This window comes from Adhaeribacter rhizoryzae (assembly GCF_008629685.1).
GTDB lineage: Bacteria > Bacteroidota > Bacteroidia > Cytophagales > Hymenobacteraceae > Adhaeribacter > Adhaeribacter rhizoryzae.
Map to the genome: position 1 here is coordinate 415,180 of NZ_VWSF01000002.1, position 21,321 is coordinate 436,500.

Genomic DNA, 21,321 nt, shown 5'->3' on the forward strand with positions numbered 1-21,321 from the left:
GGTTTTAATTAGCCAGGTACGCGGGTATAGCGCAGGCGTACTGATTTTAGGGGCAGATACGTACTATTATTTTTCCGATACCATTACCGAAACCTCATCGGTATTAATGATGGCTTCGGATTTTACCGGGGCCGGTTCGGCGGATGTTATGGGTAGGTTTGCCTGCGAACCGGCAGCTGGGGGGGTGGATTTGCCGGCGTTTGTTTTAAATAAATTGCTTTGGTTTTTGCTTTTAGCGGGGATATTCTCTTTCGCCTCTAATTCTTTTGCTTCTAAGTCGCTGTCTGTTTCATCAGCCGGAATACGTTCATTTTCAACTACCGGCATCTCCTCTGCGGTATCTACCGAAACCACGGTTTTGCCCGGAGCGCCGGTAAAGTTTTTATCGAAGTTAAAATTAATGCCGCCAATAATTTTATTTGCTTTATCATAGACCTCAATTAAAGTACCCAGGTTAATGAGCCTGGCATTGTGTTTAAATAAGGCAACCTGCATTAAATCGCAGGCTGCAATATAATTGTTGGTTTTAGAAATAATATTAAAAGCCGATAAAATAGATAAAGAAACGGTAGAGGCAATGGCAATTAATTTTAGTCTTTCGGCGGTTAATATTTCGGAGCGGGTATCTAAATAAACCGAAACAATTACCGAACCGAGAATGGCAACGGTACCCAGCACCCCCACCAGCAAATGGTATAAAAAGTTTTTCAATTTCCAGGTTTGCAACTCCTTTTTTATATTCTGGATGATTAAATCAGCATCGGTGCGGTTAATTATTTTTATAGCAGCCGGGTTTTCAGAAGTTAAAGTAGTTTTCATGGCATGAGTTATTTATACCTACTTAAATATAAGCATTTTAAGTTAATATTTGCTTCATACAGGCCGGTTTAAGTCCAAATTCCGGGGGGGTGCTGGCCCCAATAGCAGCCGGGGAAAATATATTCAGGTCAAAGGTATTTCTTCCTTAAAAATTTATTGCCAATGCCCGAAACGGCTATTTAAATGAAAGTTAGGGTAATTATTTTTTATCGGTAAAATTCTGGATGTTATATATAACTCCGAGGGCAAGTGCCTGGCTGTATTGAATTTGGTGGTCCTGGTCGCGGTCGTATAAGGCCACGCCGGTAATATTTACACTTATCAGGCGGTTAACTTTGGCGGTAATTACGGCATCCAGCCGGTGGTCGATGTTGCGCCAGGCCAGGGTTTCGTAATTGGCAAAGCCCAGGTAAAGCAATTTCAGGTTTAGGTTAGTGGCAATATCTTTATTCAGGTTGGCTAGAATTTGGGCCGCCAGCCATTCCTGCCGCACCCGGCGACCTACCGGCACACCGTATACCACCTCGTTTGGGTTTGGCCGCACGTTCTGGTCGGTGAGAAAAGTAAAGCGGGGGGCAAACGGGCTAAACCGAACCGAGAACCAATCTACCGGTTTAAACTCCAAACCTAGCGCAAAGGTGAGAAAGCCAGGCGATAAAAAATTTGAAATTAACCGCCGGTTATCCGGCAGGCTATCTACATCATATTCAAAGCCCCGGTCGAACTGCGACAAAAAATTAGCCGAAACAAAGGTGTTCCAGTCGGAGCTGATGCTGTAACCGTATTTGGTATCGAGGAAAATGCGGTCGAGGTTTTTGCGGGTATCCTGGCCCTTGTTCCGGAATAAACCGTACTGGAGCTGCATTTCATTGTCCCAGGATATGCGTTCCCGCTTAAAATCGGCTTTGCCGTTGCTGAATAGGCCAATGGCAATGGAATTAATGCCGCCGGCCCGCCAATTGTCGCTGAAAGTAGCCTGGTTTAAGTTAAGGCCTGAAGAAAAGGAACGCCGCCAGTAGGTGGTATCGGTTTGGGCATAAACGGTTGCCTGCCCGAGAGCAAAGAATAATAGTAGTGTAAATATTTTCATAGCGTATAGATTTATGCTTACCTCCGTAGCACACGACCGTAAGCTGGGTTTGAAAATAATTATTTTGCCACTCTATTAATTAGCCTCACTACAAAAGCAACTTACTTCCTTAAATATTTAACTAAAAGCAGAATTAAGCGCTAAGCCGGCAAAGGCCAATTATTTACTTTTTTGAGCTTGCAAAGCTTCATTAATCTTGCCCAAACTATCCAGTATAGCAGCGTTTTGCGATTTCAGGCTGTCGAGTTGCTTTTGTAAATCCTCTACCTTCATGGTCATGCGGCCTTCCGGCGAAGATTCCTGACCACAGGCGGCCAGAAACAAAAAAATAAAGCTAAAAATCAATAATTTTTTCATCCGGCTTAGAAGTTTTAGAGAAGCTTTTACTTTTTAAATATAGTAAATTTAAGCTGGTTTTCAAAGCTTTAGCCCAATGGGGTGCCGGCACGTGGGAATTGGAATAATATTATTCCAGACTACAACAATATTTGTAACAAAATTAGAGAAAAATAAAAAGCCCCTTTGAAGAGGAGAATAGAATATTCTACTTCAAAGGGGCATTAAATAATTTTACAGAATAAATCTATTTTTTTGCGAGCTCTTCCAGCAGTAAATAGCGCTCGCGGTTTTTATCGGTTTCCAGGCGGGTATTTACGTCTATGTTCATAACCGGGGCCGGGCTGCCGGGTTTAAGGGCGGGCCAGGTAGGTAAGCCCTGACCGTTGGGGTTGCCGGATTTAATAAAGTTGGCAAAATAGCTTTGCATTAGTTTCGAAATTTTATAGTCTTCGGGCGTCCAGGCGTAAACTTTGTTCGTAGCCAGGTTACCCATGGCATATTCAATTTCGGCGGAATGTACCGCGCCGCGAGCCGGTGGTGCTTTTTTTACGTTCGGATCGGCGTTCCGGATAACGCCACCGGCTAAACCGGGCGTAGCATTACCCATTTCGGGTGTCATTTCGGGGCGCGGACGGGAATACATGTAGCGGTAAACCAGTTTGCCGCTGGTTTGTGCGTGTACATCTATTAATTTCCAGGTGCTGTAGCCAATAAAACGGTCGCCGGCGAGGGCGGTGGCAGCCTGTATTACTTCGTCTTCGGTGGTGGCAGGATATGCTTTAAGCACGTCGCTGGCCCGTTCGCCAAACTGTTTTTCCAAAGCTTTCTTGTAATTTTCCGGAGTGGGTGCCTCTTGTCCCAGAATACCCCGGAAACCAGACTCTTCGGAGTTCCAGCCCGCCAGCAAAGGTACTTTGGCTTGCTGACCGCTCGTGAATATTTCGGAGGGCGCTTTGGGGAAGAAATACCCATCTACTACCACCGAAAAGCGGGGCGTGCCGGGTTTGCTGGTAGCTTGTAGTAACTGGTCGGCAGGAAGAGCCCGTAAGGCAGCCAGCGAATTAGCACCTAAGCTGGTTGCAAAAGTTACCCCGTTCTGCTCAGATTGCGCCAAGGGGGTAGTTGGTTGCAGCGATAACAAAGAACCACTTTCGCCAATAGCCCCCGCAATCAGGTTTTTAGATAACGGCGAAGCCATCTGGGCACTTACCGAATAAGAACCCGCTGATTCGCCGGCAATGGTTACTTTGGACGGGTCACCGCCAAAAGCCGCAATATTTTGTTTAACCCATTTTAAAGCAGCGCTTTGGTCTAGCAGGCCATAATTACCCGATGCTTTGTTCGGCGATTCTTTGGTTAATTCGGGGTGCGTCATAAACCCGAACACGCCCAGCCGGTAATTAACCGTTACGGCTACCATGCCTTGTTGGGCCATGCTCTCCCCATCGTAACGCGGCTCCGAACCATCGCCGGCCACAAAGCCACCACCGTAAAAATATACCAGCACCGGCAGTTTTTCTTTTCCGGTTTTAGCCGGCGTCCACACGTTCAAATACAAGCAATCTTCGTTCATGCCATTCGACCGGAAATTCATGTCGCCGAATAAGGCCAGTTGCATGGCTCTGGGGCCAAATTGGGTGGCTTTGCGCACGCCCTGCCAATTTTTTGCGGGTTGGGGTTCGCGCCAGCGTAAATTGCCAACTGGCGGGGCCGCAAACGGTACGCCTTTAAAACTGCGGATGCCGCTTTGTTCGGTGGTGCCTTCCAGCACGCCATTGGCCGTTTTTACCTGATTGGCAGCCGCGCTACCGCCAGTTTTGGTTTGGGCCAGGCTAACCGGCAGCCACGTTACCGCCAGCAAGCAGGCCCAAAGCATATTATTTACATACTTCATAAATTAATAAAATAAGGGTGAATGTTTGGATGTTGAATAGTAATTTTAATAAAGGTATAATACTATAAATTATTATGCATAGCGCCGCAAGAACTTAAAATATTTTTAAACAATCAGCGCCATTTTATTCCCGGATTTTAGAAATAATAGCAGAAGCCGGTTATATTTAACCGCAATAGTTAAGCTTACTGTCTGAAAGTTAATTCCAACCTGTTTCTGCCAATATTTTACCTTTTTTCGATGTAAATCTTGTAATTGCTTAAAAAGTAAATAAACCAAATCCTAGAGCCTGATGAAGCATTTATTTAGTGGTGCCTTGCTTTTTTTATTTTGCGGAATAGCCTTTTCCTGCACATCTCCTAAAACTAGTGGCGTATCTCAGCCGACCACGGATAAAGAAAATGCGACGGCGACAGCTCCGGTAGTTAAAACAATTTTGTACGAACATATTTTTGAAGATGATCGGCCTTTTCCGCAATGCCATGCTTCTACCATGATAGGCTTAAAAAATAACAATTACCTGGTGGCTTGGTTTGCCGGTTCGCACGAAAAAAATGATGATGTAGGTATTTGGATGGCACACGGGCAACCCGGCAACTGGTCGAAACCATACCAGGCCGTAAAAGTCCGGAACGATGCGCACTGGAACCCGGTATTGTTTAACGGGCCGGATGGCCGGGTTTACCTGTATTTTAAAGTAGGCAAAGAAATAGATTACTGGGAAACCTGGGTGCAGCACTCCGATGACCAGGGCAAAACCTGGAGCAAGCCTACCGAACTGGTGCCGGGCGATAAAGGCGGGCGCGGCCCGGTTCGGAACCAGCCCTTGGTGTTATCGGATGGTACCTGGCTGGCGCCGGCTTCTATTGAGCGCAACAAAGTTTGGGATGTCTTTATCGACCGGAGTACTGATGGCGGCAAAACATGGACTTCAACGGGCAAACTGCCCCTCGACCGCAGCGTAGTAAAAGGCGAAGGCGTTATTCAGCCAGCTTTTTGGGAATCTAAACCAGGGCAGGTGCACATGCTCATGCGCAGTTCGGGTGGTAAAATCTGCCGCAGCGACTCCGACGATTTCGGTAAAACCTGGAGTCCCATTTACCCCACCGACCTCCCGAATAATAACAGTGGCATTGATGTTACCCAAATAGCCGGTGATACCATTGCCGTAATATACAACCCGGTCGGCGAAAACTGGGGCAAACGTTACCCCATAACCGTGGCCGTATCTACCGACAATGGTAAAACCTGGCCTACTACTTTTGATATTGAGCAAAAAGGACAGGAAAAAACCGAGCTTTCTTACCCCGATATTTTTTACCAGGATGGCCATTTAATAGCTTGTTATACCTGGAACCGCCAACGCATTGCTTTCTGGAAAGGGAAAGTTTCTTTTTAAGGTAAGCCCTTAGGTTTAAGATTTAATTTAGATTATTCTCATGTTTAAACACCCCACACAAGTCTTTAAGATTAGTGTGGGGTGTGTTCGTTATGTTCGAATAGGTAAGATGAGTGATATGGGATCTGAATTTACTTTACCATAATAATTTAGAAAACGCCTCTGCACCGGAACGTAGATATTGGATTTAATTCAAACCAAAACCAGTCAGCTACCTGAATTTATCTTATGTAAGCGCTAAAAAAATCAGCTAATTTAATCCTTACTGGGCGAAGGAAGAGCCCCAAATATAAATATTCCCCTGATTACGGCTGTCTTTCGCCGGTATGTGCAAACCCTTATTTACCGGCTTTCAACTTTAATTTTTAGCCACTCAACGTTTAGCTTCGGTCATTCATTTTTAATTATTTTCAAAACGGGTAGGCCGCATAGTATGTTTGAATCAGCCAAAACGAAGTTGTTACGCGGTGTAATAACGGGACAGGAGGCAAAGACAAAACTATGAAAAATAATGTAGATGTAATCCGGGCTTGGAAAGATGCTGCTTACAGAGCCACTTTAACCGAAGAGCAATTAAAATCTCTTCCTGAAAACCCAGTAAACGATTCTAACGCATTACTGGACAACATTGCCCTGCGCAATATTTCTGGCGGCCGTCCTTCTTCTGGCTGGTTCTGCTCGGTTAGCGGGGAGTGCAATGGTGGTTATTCTTGCAACCCATACTACTGGTAATAACACCGCCTAAGTTTAAGGCGCGTTTTACCGCCAACTTAAATTAACACCAACCTCATAAATAATAGAAGTAAGAAGATATCCCAACAAAGTAACCTATTACTTGCCGGCGCTTGTCTTTCTTACTTCTATTGTTTTTTTCTCCCGCTCTAAACCTTTTTCCGCCGAACTATTCACCAACCAGAACTATGAAACTAGATACAAACTGCCTGTTAAAAGCCTTAACCCTGAAAGAAAGAGCTGCTTTCGTAAAAAATATAAACGTTGCGTTCCCATCCGGGCCGGAGGCCTCCTCTAAACTGGCCGAGAAATGGAAAGCGCGGTACCCGTTTTCGGAGGGGGAATATTTTGGGAAGAAACTGCAAAAATATAACTTAACCGAGGCAGAATTTATTAACCTTACCGGCGCACCAACCAATATTTTAAAAGATTTTATTTCTTTTAACCAGATTAGTTTACAGCAAAAGCTCGCCCAGTTAAACACCGATATTGCCGAAAACTACACGTACTTCTCCGAAAAATATTTGAGCCGGGTACCGGTAGCCGGTTTCCTGGATTTTGTAGAACCTTTAATTCGGGAAGCGGTGCAGCGGTTAACCAATACTATTGATGCGAACGTTGCTGCTGGTAAGTGGGGCCATGCTTTTGCCATAGAAAATATTAAAAACCACCTGGTCGATAATATTCCGGCGAAGTTGTACGAAATGGTAAACCGCACCTTGGTGCTGGAAATGAATATTGCCCGGCTGAAAGACGAACTAACCGGCGAAACCCCCGCAGAAAGATTTAATAGTTTTATTAAGCTAATCAGAACGCCGGAACGCCGCCAGGCCCTGGCCGAGGAATATCCGGTATTAATCCGGCAAATCAGCGATTACCTCGATAGCTGGTACCAAAATAGTAGCTTGTTTTTAGAAAGATTGCACACCGACTGGACCCAACTATTGTCGGTTTTTGGCATTGCGGAAAACGATACCATAAATAAAATAATTACGAGTGCCGGCGACCGGCACCGGGGCGGCCAAACCGTAACCATCGTAACTTTTGTTTCGGGCAAAAAAGTAGTGTACAAACCCCGACCATTGGCGGTAGAAGCCCATTTTCAGGAATTATTGCAGTGGTACAACCAAAAAGGCGTAACCAATCCTTTTAGAATATTAACCATTCTGAACCGTGAAACTTACGGTTGGGTAGAATTTATTGAACATACTGCCTGCCAATCCAAAGCAGAATTAGAGCAATATTACGAACGCTACGGCAGTTTATTAGCCATTCTTTACAGCATCAACGCCACTGATTTTCACTTAGAAAATATTATTGCGGCCGGCGAACATCCGGTGCTTATTGACATAGAATCTTTGTTTCACCCCAACATGGTACACAAAAACCACGGGGTGTATTCCGATATATTTAATCAGCTCGAACTTTCGGTGCTGAAAGTACAATTGCTGCCCATGCGCCTGTATTTAAACGACCAAAACGAAGGCATTGATGTGGGCGGCTTGAACGATTCTGCCGGTAAACTAAGCCCCATGGCTGCCCCCGTCTGGATTGCCGACGCTACCGACGAAATGAAATTGGTGCAGCAGCAGATTGTGTACCAGGGTTCTAAGAACGTGGCCTTGCTGCAAGGCGAAAAATCTGACTATTTCCAATATGCCGATCAGATTGAAGCCGGCTTCCGGCATACCTACCAAATAATACTACAAAGCAAAGCCGAATTGTTAGCCGCAGGCAGTATTTTGGATATGTTTGCCAACGACCACATCCGGGTAATGTACCGGCAAACCGCCACTTATACCCAAATATTATATGCCAGCTTTCACCCCGATTTTCTAAGGGATGCATACGAGCGCGATATTTTATTTGATAAACTCTGGGAAGAAGCCCCTGGTCGGCCCGACGTGGAAAAAGTAATTGATGCGGAGCAAGCAGCCCTGCATAAAATGGACATACCGGTTTTCGTAACCAAACCCAACGCCAAAAGTTTGTGGCTCGATGATAACCAAAGTGTAACCGATTTTTACGAAGCCACCGGCCTGGAGCAAGTGCGCTACAAAATAGAAAACTTAAGCGCCGCCGATTGCGAAAAGCAATGCTGGTTTATCCGGGCTTCGCTTTCGTCATCGGCCCCCGTAGAACAGCATCATACCGCTAGTATAAATTATTTAGCCCAAAAATTAACCACCGAAGCTACTGAAGAAAGCTTAATAGCTGCCGCCAAAAATATAGGAGATCGGTTGCAGTCGCTGGCCTTTATAACCGAAGATAATGCCAACTGGATTGGCCTGGTTTTAAGAGGCAAGAACTACGACATTAATCCGCTGGCGATGGATTTATACAGCGGCTTGCCGGGCGTAACCTTGTTTTTGGCTTACCTGGGCCACGTTACCGGCGAACCCAAATATACCCGCTTAGCCCAGCAATCGTTGAACACCGTTATTTCTACCACCGATGACTACATGGCCGATAATTTTGTGAAGCGGCTGGGTATGTTTGATGGCTGGGTAGGCATTATTTACCTCTACACCCATTTGGGAATATTGTGGCAGCGCGCAGATTTACTCGACCGGGCCGAAGCGGTAATCGGGTTTTTAGATCCGTATTTGCCAGCCGGTAAAGATGTAGATATTGTTACGGGTTCGGCCGGCATGATTTTAAGTTTGCTGGCTTTGTACCGGGTGCGCCCCGCCGCAGCTACTTCAAACCTGGCAATTAAGTTAGGCCGGCACTTAGAAGAAAACGCAATTGCCATGCCCACCGGTAAAGCCTGGAAAATAGAACACCAGCAACCGCTGGCTGGTTTTGCCCACGGCAACGCCGGCATTGCCTATGCCTTAGCTAAATTATACCTGCTTACCCGGCAAGAGCAATTTAAAACGCTGGCCCTGGAAGGTATTGCGTACGAAAGAACCTTGTTTGTACCCGAGCGCAATAATTGGCTGGATCTGCGGAAAGCCAGTTCTTCTACCCCCGAATCGCACAACGACATGGTAGCCTGGTGTACCGGTGCCGCCGGCATTGGCTTAGCCCGCCTAAAAATGCTAGACTTCCTCCACGACAACCAGGTGGTAGAAGAAATAGAAGCGGCTATTCAAACCACTACCCACCAAGGCTTCGGCCGTAACCATTCGCTTTGCCACGGCGACTTCGGCAACCTGGAATTATTGGCCGATGCGGCGGCTATTTTCGAAGACGATGCCTTAAAAATTAAAGCCGGGAAAATTGCCCAGGTGCTCTTGCAAAGCATGCAGGAACACGGCTGGCTTTGCGGTACCGCCCAAAATATCGAAATTCCGGGTTTTATGACGGGTATTGCGGGTATCGGCTACCAAATGCTCCGCTTAAGCAATGCCATTCCCATGCCTTCTATCCTAACCCTGGAGCCGCCCATTTTAGAATAATATTGCGGATTCTTTGCTGGCGCGAGCGTCCCGCTCGTGCCTTCATTCCTAAGGCCTCTGGCATGTGTAAATAAATAAACTACCGGTTACAGCGGCCAGAGGCCGGATGAAAACATCACGAGCGGGACGCTCGCGATAGCGACAGAAAGAAGCCCTTAACCCAATAACCAAGCACAAATAGCATGAAAAAATTTCCTTTTTACCGGCAGCTCGACGAGATGGATTGCGGGCCCACCTGCCTGAAAATGATTGCGGCCCACCACGGTCGGGTATTTAGCGCCGATTACCTCCGGGAAAAAAGCTACACTTCGCGCGAAGGCGTTTCGCTGATAGGCTTATCCGATGCCGCCGAAACCATTGGCATGCGCACCCTGGCCGTTAAAATTAAATATACTGCCTTACAAAATAGTATGCTGCTGCCTTGCATTGTGCATTGGCGGCAAAAGCATTTTGTGGTGCTCTATAAAATCAGCAAGGATAAAGTATTTGTTGCTGATCCGGGTTTTGGGCTGGTTACTTATACCAAAGAAGAATTTCTGAACGGCTGGCTGGGAAAAAATAAGAACGCGGCCGAAGAAGGTATTGCTTTATTATTAGAGCCTACCCCCGAATTTTACGAGAAAGAAGACAAGCAGGAAAAAAGCAAACAAGGTATTAAACTGCTGCTGCCTTACCTGAAACCTTACACCCGGTATATTTACCAGTTGTTTATTGGCCTGGTAGTCGCCAGCGTCTTGCAACTAACCTTACCTTTCTTGACGCAAGGCGTGGTTGATTACGGCATCAAAAACCAGGATATTGATTTTATTTACCTTATTCTGGTTGCGCAACTCATGCTGTTCTTTTCGCAATCGATGGTGGAAGTTATCCGGAGCTGGATTTTGCTGCACGTGGGCTCCCGCATGAATATTTCGCTTATTTCGGATTTCCTGATAAAAGTAATGAAGCTGCCCATTGCTTTTTTCGATTCCAAAATGACCGGCGATTTGATGCAGCGGATTGAAGACCACAACCGGGTGGAAGCTTTTTTATCTTCCACCACCCTGAATACGCTTTTCTCGATTGTTAACCTGGTAGTTTTCGGTACCATCCTGGCCTTCTATGATATTTCTATTCTGGTGATATTTTTGGTGGGAGCGGCGCTTTATGCGGTGTGGGTATTATTCTTTATGAAGAAAAGAGCCACCCTCGATTTTAAACGCTACAGCCAGGAATCGGAAAACCGGAGCAACCTGCTGCAACTGATTCAGGGGATGCAGGAAATTAAATTGAACAACTCCGAAAAAAGAAGACGCTGGGAATGGGAGGCTACGCAGGTAAAACTTTTTAAAACCTCGCTCAAAGGACTTGGCGTGTCGCAGTTCCAAAGTTTGGGCGGTAATTTTATCAACCAGGTTAAAAATATTCTCATCACGTTTTTCTCGGCCAAAGCCGTTATCGAAGGTGATATGACCCTGGGTATGATGCTGGCCGTGCAATATATAATTGGTCAATTAAACGAGCCCATCAATAATTTTATCACGTTTACCCGGGCCGCCCAGGATGCCTCGCTCAGCTTACAGCGTTTAGGAGAAATTCACGACAAGGAAGAAGAGGAAGATACCAGCGCCGATAAAACCGCTCTGATTCCGGCTTACAACAAAGACATTCATATTAACAATGTCAGCTTCAGCTACGGTGGGCCGCACGCGCCCGAAATTTTGAAAGACCTGGATTTTTATATTCCCGAAGGTAAAGTAACGGCCATTGTGGGTGCCAGCGGCAGCGGCAAAACAACGCTGCTAAAGTTGTTGCTGAAGTTTTATGCGCCCACCAAAGGCAAAATTCAGGTAGGCAATATTAACCTGAATAATATCAGTGCCAAGGCTTGGCGGGAACAATGCGGCGCCGTGATGCAGGACGGTTTTATTTTCGCCGATACCATTGCCCGCAATATTACTGAATCTGACTCCAACAGTTCCATCGACCGGGAACGATTACTGCACGCAGTGCGGGTAGCCAATATTGAAGGCCTGATTGAGGCTTTACCGCTGGGCTATAACACCAAAATTGGCGGCGATGGTATTTCGCTGAGCGGCGGCGAGAAACAGCGCATCCTGATTGCCCGGGCAGTTTATAAAAATCCGGAGTTTTTGTTTTTTGACGAAGCGACCAGCGCCCTGGATGCCAACAACGAAAAAATTATCATGCGGCGCTTAGAAGAGTTTTACATCGGCCGGACGGTGGTAGTAATTGCGCACCGGCTGAGCACCGTAAAAAGCGCTGACCAGGTGCTGGTGATGGAACACGGCCGCATTATTGAAAGCGGCTCGCACGAATATTTAACCCAAACCAAAGGCGCCTACTATACCCTGGTAAAAAATCAACTGGAACTGGGCAATTAAAAAAATCAGATTAGGCAGTTAGAAATCTAAAAGAAATTACTAAAATGGATGGATATAGCAAAATAGACCAGGCGCTGGAGCGGAGCGATGAAGTACGGGAAGTAATGGCGCACATTCCGCACTGGCTAATCCGGTGGGGCACGACCTGCATCTTTCTGACAATGGTAATATTTTTAAGCCTGAGCTGGCTGATAAAATACCCCGATGTGCTCACCTCGAATGTAGTATTAACCACCTCGAATCCGCCGGCCCGATTGGTGGCCCGCGTCAGCGGTAAAATCATGCACCTGGCCTACAAAGAAAATGAACAAGTAGCCGAAGGCGCCATTCTGGGTATTATCGAAAACCCCGCAAATAGCAAAGATGTGCTCAGCCTGATAAATACCTTACAGACGGTTCCGTACACCAACCTGGTAACAGACCAAAGCCTGAACTTGCCGGACAATGTTAATTTGGGCGAGTTGCAAAAAGATTACGCCGTTTTTTACCGGGCGTATAATGAACTGGCGCTTTTCAAAAGGCTGGACCCGGTAGCGAAAGAAATAAGTTCTACCCGGCAGGAAGTACAGGAATACACCAATTTATTAGCCAATCAGCAAAAAGAAAAAACTATTTCTAAAACCGAAGTGGGGCTGGTGCAAAAAGATTACGACCGTAACCTAACGCTTTATAAAGACAAAGTAATTGCCGACAAACAACTGGAAGATAACGAACGCGAGCTAATCCGCACCCGGCGCAGTTTCGAACAACTGGAAACCAGCATTGCCGGCACCCGCATCCGGCTCTCGGAATTACAAAAAGCCCTAACCTTATTAGAAATCCAGAACGAGGAAAAGCAAAAACAATACGAGCTGAACTTAACCGAAGCTTACAAAACCTTGTCCGGCGCTTTAGCCAACTGGGAGCAAAAATATTTACTTAAAGCCCCGGTGGCCGGCAAACTCACGTACTTGAAATTCTGGAGCAGCAACCAGTTTGTAAATGCCGGCGACGAGGTGATGGTAATTGTGCCGGATAAGCAGGAAGCAGTTATCGGAAAAGTATTAATGCCCATTCAGAACTCCGGTAAGGTAAAAACCGGCCAGAAAGTGAATATTTACCTCCAAAACTTTCCGTTCGAGGAATTTGGAACCGTGTACGGAAAAGTAAAATCTATATCGCTGGTACCCAAAGATAATATGTACGCCATCGAAATTACTTTGCCCCAAGGCTTAAAAACCAGTTACAACAAAAAACTGCTATTTAAGCAGGAAATGCAGGGAAACGCCGAAATCATTACCGAAGATTTGCGGCTCATGGAAAGAGTATTCTACCAACTCAAATCTTTAGGCGAGCATATTTAAGTATAGCTAATAGTAGGGAAGGATATTCATTTTCAATGGATTTCAAGTTAAAATTATTGAAGTTTGGAAAATTGAAGCCTAAGCAACCCACTCGTGTCATTCAGGAGGAAACTATTTGGCTACCTGCTACATAGGTTCCTCCTGAATGACACAAGTGAGTTCATAAGCCTAATTAAAGTAGCATAGTAATATTGCAATTACCGGTCGTAAAGAAATGAAATTAAAGTTTTAAATATGGAAACCCAAGTTGATGCTCATGTTTCCCACTTTGCTTTTAAACAGGTAAATAAAAAAGCCTTCGTACTGAACGGCATTAGTATTTTCCTGGGCTTTATTTTTTTCTCTTCGGGCTTAGCTAAGCTATTTTTCGAACATAAGTTTCCTGGGTTAATTGGGCCGGTTTGGCTCGAAGCCCGCCTGGAAGAATATAATTTGGGTTTGTTCGCCCGCTTTGTGGCCTATGCGCAGGTAACCATTGGCTTTTTATTACTAACCCTGCGCTATCGCACGTTAGGTGCCATCAGTTTACTGCCGATGCTGTTAAATATTCTGGTTATAACCATTTCGCTGGATTGGCAGGGCACCCCTTATGTAATAGCGGTTTTCTTGGTGCTCAATTTATTATTGCTGTTGGCCGAAGCTCCCAAACTGCTCCATCTGATTGGGTTTAAAACAACTCTCCCAATACAGGCAAGCCAGAATCCTGGTAAAATGGGGCTTCTCTGGCTTTCGGGGTTCGCTTTGGTTTTGTTAAGTATTAATATATCTTATTTTAACCTGCAACTGGCCTATATATTTAATGCTACGGGGGTATTTACGGCTCTTTACTCATTTTACAAGGGCGGGCGGGTATAAGCTACTTTACTTTCTTTAGCAGATTTTTGAATTACATTTTAATTAAAATGCAACTGGCCGGTCATCCGACTCGGCCAGTTGCACAACTATCAATTTTAATTTTAATGCTAGTTTTATTTATTCTCCAAAGTAACGGTGCTGCTACTCCGGCCAGCCGGGTTAAAGGCTTTTAACTTAATAGTGCCTTGGGCGGTAACTGGTTGGGTATATTCGGGGCTGGTGGCAGTAGGTTCCGAGCCATCGGTGGTGTACCGGATGGTATATCCTGGGAACTGCACGTTGGCGGTAACTTTGCCATCCTGGATAACAGCACCCGGGGTAGGAATACGATAATTAAAACCACCGCTGTAAACATCCAGGCGCGGCAATTCTCGTTTGGCCACCACATTCACAAACTCCGACCAGGCCTGGTTATACATATTTTGGCCTTTAGTAGCATCTTTCTCGGTAGCCCAGGCCGGGTCTTTTGACCAGGCGCGTTCGGCCACACTCAGCAATTTGGGTAGCATCTTGTATTCAAAGTCCTGCGGCGACCGGTTGGTTTCGGACCAGAGCGGCGCTTCCATACCCACAATATTGGCCCGACCTTTGGCAGTTAATGGTTCTTTGCTTTTAATAGTGGCGCGGTTAATGGGGTTGCCGTTATCGTCTTCTCTTAAATTGCGCAAATAATCGTACGGAATAAAATAGAAGGGCTTCTCCAGGTCTACGTAACCACCCCAGTATTGCCCCGGCTCGTAGTACGAGGTATTATAAGCTAAATCGAGGTAGAGGTGGGTAACACCCGTTAATATTACTTTGTAGCCGGCGTTGGCCATGCGGTAAGCTAAATCTTCGGCTCCGGAACCCGGACTGTTTTTCCAGACGTTTACGTGAAAGTTCTGGTTAGCAAATGTTTCGTTCGGTATCCAGTTTACTTTGCCGTTCTGTACTACTTTTTTCAGGCCAATTTCTTCCCAACCCGATAAATATAAGTTACGCGCTTTAACCAACTGGTTTACTTTGCCAAAATAATAATACCACAAATCATCAACGGTTTTAATTGATTTATCTTTGCTCATTAAAGCTTTAACCGCCGGCGATTTTGCCCAAACTCCGCCGGGAACTTCGTCGCCGCCAAAGTGAATGGTGGTTAAAGGGGCGTCGGCTTCTTTGTACATGGCGCGTATATCATCTACCACTGTTTCTAAAAAGTTATAGGTCGAGGGTAGCGATACATCTATTACGTTGTCGTTCCAGCCTTGCACCGAACGGTAAGTAGATTTGTCGTTTAAATCCCGGAGGAGGTAACGCTCGGCTTCGGCTTTTTTACCTTCTTTTATTAGGCGCTCGTAGCGGGCATCCATGGCTTTAATGGCGGCCCGGGCGTGGCCCGGCGATTCAATTTCCGGAATTACCCGAATATGGCGGTCGCGGGCGTATTTTAATATTTCGATAAAATCGGTGCGGGAATAAAAGCCAGTACCGGCCGCGGTGGTGTTGTCGGGCCCTGAGCCGTAAGAAGGCAATAAACCGGTTTTACTTTCGGGGTCGTGCAAGCGGGTAGCGCCTACGGTAGTTAGTTCAGGCAACGACGGAATTTCTAAACGCCAGCCTTCGTCTTCGCTGAAATGAAAATGAAACACGTTCATTTTGTATAGCGCCATAACATCCAGCACCTTCAGCACTTCCGCTTTCGGCTGAAAATTACGGGCCATATCCATCTGGAAACCCCGGTAGCCAAACCGCGGCGCATCTTTCACTTCCAAACCCGATACGGTTACGGCATTTACCCGGCCTGCAAAAGCCGATGCGGGCAGCAAGGTTTTTAACGATTGAATGCCGTAAAAAGCGCCGGCCGGTGCCGAAGCAATAATTTCAATACCGTTCGGGTTTACTTTTAACTCGTAACCTTCTGATGGAATATTTTGAGCTTTGCGTAGCCGGATAGCTTTGCCGTTGCCCTGGTTCTGAATAGCAGGTTTGGTGCCCATTATTCCTTGCAAGGTTTGGGCTAAACTTTCGGCCTCGCGCTGAAAGTCTTTATCCGCTACAATAATGGTTTCTTCGTTCAGAATAAATGGTTGGCCTTTTTCCTGGTAAGTAACCGGGGTAGGGAATACCTTGGTTAATTTTTCGGCCGGAATATTCTGAATAATCTGGTTTTCTTTAAATATTTTGGCAGCCAGTGCCTGTTCCGATTGCTGGAAGTGCGTACCCGGTTTTATTTCAAAGGCAACCGGCATTCCTTTTTTCGGGTTATTATCCAGTACCAGGTATAAGCCCAATGGGAAATCGGTATAGTTGCGGAAAGAACGGCCCGCTATTTCTATTTTAGCTGATTTGCCGGGGGCTATTTCTTTAAATTTAGAGCCGGGAGCCAGGTAATACAAATCGCCGTTGTAATGTTTTACCTGTATTACCGTGGAGTCGGCGGTGCGGAGACGGCTGCTGTTAAAAAATATTTTCCAGCCTTTGGCCGGCAAAGCCTGTTCGCCGGTATTGGCTATGGTCAGTTCTAACCTCGACTGCGGTTTATTTTGGTAGCGGTTATCTTTTAATTCTAAGGTTAGTTTAAGCGGATTATTTTGGGCTTGGGTTGCGGCTGTAATGGTTTGGGTAGAAGTTTTTACTTCGCGGGAGGCCTGCGAACAGCCTATGGTTAATAAATGACTAAGTAAAAAAGTGCCGGCAAGTATTTTTCTCATGCTGCTGAACGTGGTTTTTACAAATGGTTTTACAATGCTAACGGTTTAAAAAGGAAATTCTGACCTTAGCCTTAAATTTTCAGATAAATTTTCTTTTTATCCATCAGGTAAGCCACTAGCCAGAGCAGCAACATATAGGTTATGGCAAAGAGCAGCGAGGCATTTTCGCCGGAAAGCCAGGAGGTAAAAAGGTTTTGGTACAACCATCCGGGTAAGCCCCGGCCATCTACCCGAATTAAGCCCAAGGTTTCGATTAGCACCCCCGACAAGGCATAAATGAACAAAGGGTTTTTGCCGAAAGCTTCAAAAAAGTAAGTCCAGCTTTTAAAATTGGCTACTTCAATCAGCAGCATAATGGTGGCTAATATGAGCAAATCCAGCCCAATGGTATAAACCACGTAAGAGCTGGTCCAGATAGGTTTATTTATTGGAAATAAAATATCCCAAATTAAACCAAGTGCGGTAAGCACAACACCGGCCAGCGCCAGCCGCATTACCGTGTTTTTATTATTACCACTTCTCTGAATAAATCGTCCGGCAAAATAACCGCCTAATACATTAACTACAGCCGGCAAAGTACTTAATAAACCTTCGGGATCGAAAGGAATGCCGTAGCCCTGGTAAACATTTTTTTCCGATAGAAGCCATAAATCCAGTTTTAAGGCAGCATTGCCGGGCAACGTATACGGGTCGGGTTGATCGCCGAAAATATACATAATAGCCCAGTAGCCCAGTAAGGCTAGCCCGCTAAATATTAAAGCGCCGGGCGCCTTAAAATAATGAATAACCAGAGCCGCAATACCATAGCAAAGGGCAATCCGCTGCAATACGCCAAATATTCGAATGCCCGAAAAATCAATTAAGGTTAATTCTCCGTTAACGCGGGTTACAAACGGAAAAGCATTGAGGAAAAGGCCAATTAAGAAGATTAAGGCCGTTCGTTTAAATATTTTTTTCAAAAATTCACTGTCGTGGCCCTGAAACTTGCGCATGCTAAAGCTGAGGGCATTACCTACCACAAACAGAAAAGTAGGGAAAACAAGGTCAGTAACGGTAAAGCCGTGCCAGGGGGCGTGCCGGAAAGGCGGGTAAATGGTTTCCCAACTGCCGGGCGTATTTACCACAATCATCAGGGCAATGGTCATGCCCCGCAACACATCCAGCGATAAGTAGCGCTGTATTTTATTATCCGTTAGCTGGGGGGTATTAATAGCCGCGGGAGTAGTGTAAAGTTTATTCATTTAATAGCTTGTTTTTGGGTGGTGAGAATGGTGGTTATGGTTGTATGTTGCTTGTTTGTAGTTAGTTATATTTTATTCAAAATAATTCTAGTTAAAAGATTGCGCCGTTAAAAAATCAACATCCATATTATGGGTTTTGCAAGTGATTTCAAAATATTAGTTTTTTCAATGATTAGTTAGCCTTTCTCCTGGCTGAAATTAACCCTTCCGTCCTCCGGGCACCTTCCCTAAATTAGGTAAGGAGTTAAGGCTAATGCATTGGATAGGCCTAAGCTTTACTTCAGCCGGGCTCCCCGCCTAAGTTTAGGAGGGGTGGGGGTGGTTGTTTTAATTTTTTTCAAATAAGCTTTATTGCCCAAACCAGCAATATTTTAAGTAGAAAATATTACCTATTCCACCAATAAGTTAGCTTTAGTACCAGGGCCCGGTTCCGGACCGAAAATGGAGCCGGGAGGTAATTATCGGTGTACACAATAAAGAGGTCGGAGGCAGGCTGGTAGCGCCACTGAAAACGCGTGTTCAGGTTAATATTGTTGGTTTGCTCGTTGTACTGGAAAAAGCTGGAAAAGAATATTTTGTTTGTCAGGGTTAAATCCAGTTGCGAGCCCACCAGCCAGAAATTGGTATTTCCCCAAGGTTCGGGCAGGCGAATATCGTTGTAACTGGCGTTGGCCAACAGTTTTACGTAAGGCTGAAAGCGATAACCAACTTCGCCGGCTACGTTTGTTAGGCTACCATCGGCATAATAACTGCCCGAGCGGGTGCTAAAGGCGTATGTAAATACGCTTTGGGGTTTCGAGAAATATTCGGTGCGCCAGGCTTTCCAGTGGTGGCGGGTGCCGCGGGCTAAAGTTTCGCGGCCGGTGTTGGTTGGGTCGAAGGGCTGTAATAATTTTACATATTCATCTACCAGCGTTACCGCAAACGTACTTTGGGTCCGGAAAGCAAACGCATAAGCTAAAGTATTCAGGTAATCCGTCGATTTAAACTTATCGTCGAAATATTGGATGGTACTTAGCTTAGGCCCGTGGCTCAGAATGCGGCCGCTTTTCGGGAAAAAGAACCGGCTTGCAACCGGGTTAATTTTATAATAATTATTACGGGGCACATAACCTACTTCGGCGGTAAAGTTTTTGCCTACGTATTCTTCCTGCAGCAATATATCCCATTTGCGACTTTTGTATTGCAAGTGAGCTGCTTGTACCAAATCTTGCCCCGATTTATCGGGCGTGAAAGATTTCAGCACAAAAGCTTTACCGGTCCAGACGTTATTTGCCGAAGCCAGGTTATACTCTAATCCCACGTTGCGGTTAAAGCGGGTGTAAGCGTTAGGAGCGGCGGTATCTTGTTTTGGATGGTAGTTGAGCGATTCTTTGTTTACAAACAAGAGCCCAATATTAGAGCGGGCAAATACCCGGCGCTGCAACGACATAATAGCAAAATTCTGCGCGGGTAAGCCGGTTTCATCTACGCTGGCGGTTTGCATATCCATTAGCCCAATGCGCCAGTCTTTGTTTATTTTGCCGCTGAGACGGGCGCCGGCCCGAATGGGTACGTTAAGGCCAATGCGCCGCGAGAAGAAAGGCCGGATATTAGCGTAGCCGAAGTTGGCGAATAAATCGGCGTTTTCGAGAAAGAACTGGCGGCGCTCCGGAAAGAATAATTCAAAGCGTTCGAGGTTGGTAACCTGGCGGTCTACATCTACCTGGCTGAAATCGGGGTTAATGGTTAAATCTAAATTTAAGGCCGAGGTGATGCCTATTTTTACATCGGCGCCGGCTTTGCGCAAATAATCAACGGGTTTATTTTGTTCGTAATTTTTTACGCCGCCGCCCAGCACGTACGGAATTACCGAAATATTTGCCCCGGTAGACGGCGGCGGTTGATCCCAAACCAGGTTGCCGGTGTAGGCCAGCGAAGCCGTTGGGAACTGCCGGGGAATGGGCGTCCAGCTCGATTTTTCGGTGGTTTTTAAATCCAGACGACTGAAATTAATGCCCCAGCGGGTAATATCTTTTTTGTAGCGGATGGTGGTAAACGGAATGGCCATTTCGAACACCCATTTCTCGGCATCGTTGGTTACTTTCGAAACCCATTTATTGTCCCAGTTCAGGTCTACGGCGCTGCCGCTGTGCATGGTGCCATCCCATTGGGCTCCAGCCGCATTGGCCCCAAACGAAAATCCGTTGGTTTGGTCGTCAAAGGGGTCCATAAAGAGCAGGAAGTTATCGTTTTTACCGAAAGAAAAATCGCGGCGCAAAGACTCTACGTAGTATGGGCCGGGTAAGGCGTGGTAGCAAAGCGCAATCAGGTACAGGTTTTTGTCGTCGTAAGTCATGCGTACTTCGGTGCGCGTTTTAGCCCGGCTGGTATCCATGGGCAACACCATAAAAAAATCTTTGGCGACATCGGTGTTTTGCCAGGCTTCCTCATTCATTAGGCCATCTACTTCTACGGGTAAAGTAGTTTTGCGCAGTTGTAATTGGTAAGCTTCATTTTTTTTCTGGGCAAAAGCCGGGAGGCAGCTAAATATTATTAAAAATAAAAGGTAAAAGTTCTTCATGCAGGTACGCGGTATTGGGTTTAGTTAGAGCAAAAAATAGCTCTTATTAAGGGCATAGTTAATATTTTTAAACCTGGCTTAAACAAAGGTTAGGTCGGGTATGCTTTTAAGCATAAATGGTATCATCGAAAATAAAAAAATTGGGGTTTTAAAGCAGCGCAAATAATATAAATTACCCGGCCTAAAAGGTAAGTAGGGTTTCTGAAGCATTGCTATATTTCTGTAAGGCAAAATAATGGGTTAGCTGCTAATTTGGCTTGCCTGGGCTAAAAGCAATAAAATCAGGGAGCCGGAAATTGTAATTTTATTAACCTAACTCAATGTTAAATATATTTATAATATTCCCCAAAATTAAAATCTTTTATAGAGCAGTTTTGGAATTGAATTTATTACAGCATAACCGTTAAAACTATTTCTTTAAATAAATTAAGCCACCTGCATCCGGGTGTTAACTGCTGCCCCATTCTTTTAAACCTTTTTTTACCGGTTGCTTTTTAGGCTGATAAAATCTACATTTAGAGAACTTTCAATACAAATCCGGCGGATTACCCGCAACAAGGAAACTGCAATA

At 45.5% G+C, this 21,321-nt stretch carries 13 protein-coding genes; 6 read left to right on the forward strand and 7 right to left on the reverse strand.

Annotation, left to right across the window (positions count from 1 at the left end; translation table 11 throughout):
• Positions 1–66: 66 nt before the first annotated feature.
• From F0145_RS04775 to F0145_RS04790, 4 genes are all read right to left on the reverse strand, one after another.
• On the reverse strand, positions 67–819 hold the full coding sequence (locus F0145_RS04775; RefSeq protein ID WP_150087154.1) for a hypothetical protein: 753 nt from the start codon (positions 817–819) through the stop codon (positions 67–69).
• A 199-nt stretch (positions 820–1,018) separates the two neighbouring features.
• Positions 1,019–1,909: a DUF3078 domain-containing protein gene (locus F0145_RS04780; protein WP_150087155.1), complete on the reverse strand. Its 891-nt coding sequence runs from the start codon at positions 1,907–1,909 to the stop codon at positions 1,019–1,021.
• Between the two features lie 159 nt (positions 1,910–2,068).
• Positions 2,069–2,266, reverse strand: a complete 198-nt coding sequence (locus F0145_RS04785) for a hypothetical protein (protein ID WP_150087156.1) — start codon at positions 2,264–2,266, stop codon at positions 2,069–2,071.
• A gap of 226 nt (positions 2,267–2,492) precedes the next feature.
• On the reverse strand, positions 2,493–4,142 hold the full coding sequence (locus F0145_RS04790) for a carboxylesterase/lipase family protein (protein ID WP_150087157.1): 1,650 nt from the start codon (positions 4,140–4,142) through the stop codon (positions 2,493–2,495).
• Positions 4,143–4,434: 292 nt separating this feature from the next.
• Between F0145_RS04790 and F0145_RS04795 the strand changes: the two genes are divergently transcribed.
• The 6 genes from F0145_RS04795 to F0145_RS04820 all read left to right on the forward strand — a co-directional run bounded on the left by F0145_RS04795 (position 4,435) and on the right by F0145_RS04820 (position 14,259).
• On the forward strand, positions 4,435–5,541 hold the full coding sequence (locus F0145_RS04795; protein WP_150087158.1) for a sialidase family protein: 1,107 nt from the start codon (positions 4,435–4,437) through the stop codon (positions 5,539–5,541).
• Positions 5,542–6,042: 501 nt separating this feature from the next.
• On the forward strand, positions 6,043–6,273 hold the full coding sequence (locus F0145_RS04800) for a mersacidin/lichenicidin family type 2 lantibiotic (RefSeq protein ID WP_150087159.1): 231 nt from the start codon (positions 6,043–6,045) through the stop codon (positions 6,271–6,273).
• Positions 6,274–6,461: 188 nt separating this feature from the next.
• A complete protein-coding gene (locus F0145_RS04805; protein WP_150087160.1) occupies positions 6,462–9,677 on the forward strand; it encodes a type 2 lanthipeptide synthetase LanM family protein in 3,216 nt (1,071 codons plus the stop codon).
• Positions 9,678–9,859: 182 nt separating this feature from the next.
• The gene (locus F0145_RS04810; protein ID WP_150087161.1) at positions 9,860–12,061 is read left to right on the forward strand and encodes a peptidase domain-containing ABC transporter; all 2,202 of its coding nucleotides are present in this window, start codon (positions 9,860–9,862) and stop codon (positions 12,059–12,061) included.
• A 44-nt stretch (positions 12,062–12,105) separates the two neighbouring features.
• Positions 12,106–13,404 (forward strand): HlyD family secretion protein, encoded by a 1,299-nt coding sequence (locus F0145_RS04815; RefSeq protein ID WP_150087162.1) that lies wholly within the window; start codon positions 12,106–12,108, stop codon positions 13,402–13,404.
• Positions 13,405–13,638: 234 nt separating this feature from the next.
• The gene (locus F0145_RS04820; protein ID WP_150087163.1) at positions 13,639–14,259 is read left to right on the forward strand and encodes a hypothetical protein; all 621 of its coding nucleotides are present in this window, start codon (positions 13,639–13,641) and stop codon (positions 14,257–14,259) included.
• A gap of 113 nt (positions 14,260–14,372) precedes the next feature.
• Here the strand turns inward: F0145_RS04820 and F0145_RS04825 are convergent, their stop codons facing one another.
• The 3 genes from F0145_RS04825 to F0145_RS04835 all read right to left on the reverse strand — a co-directional run bounded on the left by F0145_RS04825 (position 14,373) and on the right by F0145_RS04835 (position 20,750).
• On the reverse strand, positions 14,373–16,946 hold the full coding sequence (locus F0145_RS04825) for a family 20 glycosylhydrolase (RefSeq protein ID WP_150087164.1): 2,574 nt from the start codon (positions 16,944–16,946) through the stop codon (positions 14,373–14,375).
• Between the two features lie 71 nt (positions 16,947–17,017).
• A complete protein-coding gene (locus F0145_RS04830; protein ID WP_150087165.1) occupies positions 17,018–18,187 on the reverse strand; it encodes an acyltransferase family protein in 1,170 nt (389 codons plus the stop codon).
• A 385-nt stretch (positions 18,188–18,572) separates the two neighbouring features.
• Entirely contained in the window at positions 18,573–20,750 is a 2,178-nt protein-coding gene (locus tag F0145_RS04835; protein WP_150087166.1) for a carbohydrate binding family 9 domain-containing protein, read from the reverse strand.
• Positions 20,751–21,321: the final 571 nt, after the last annotated feature.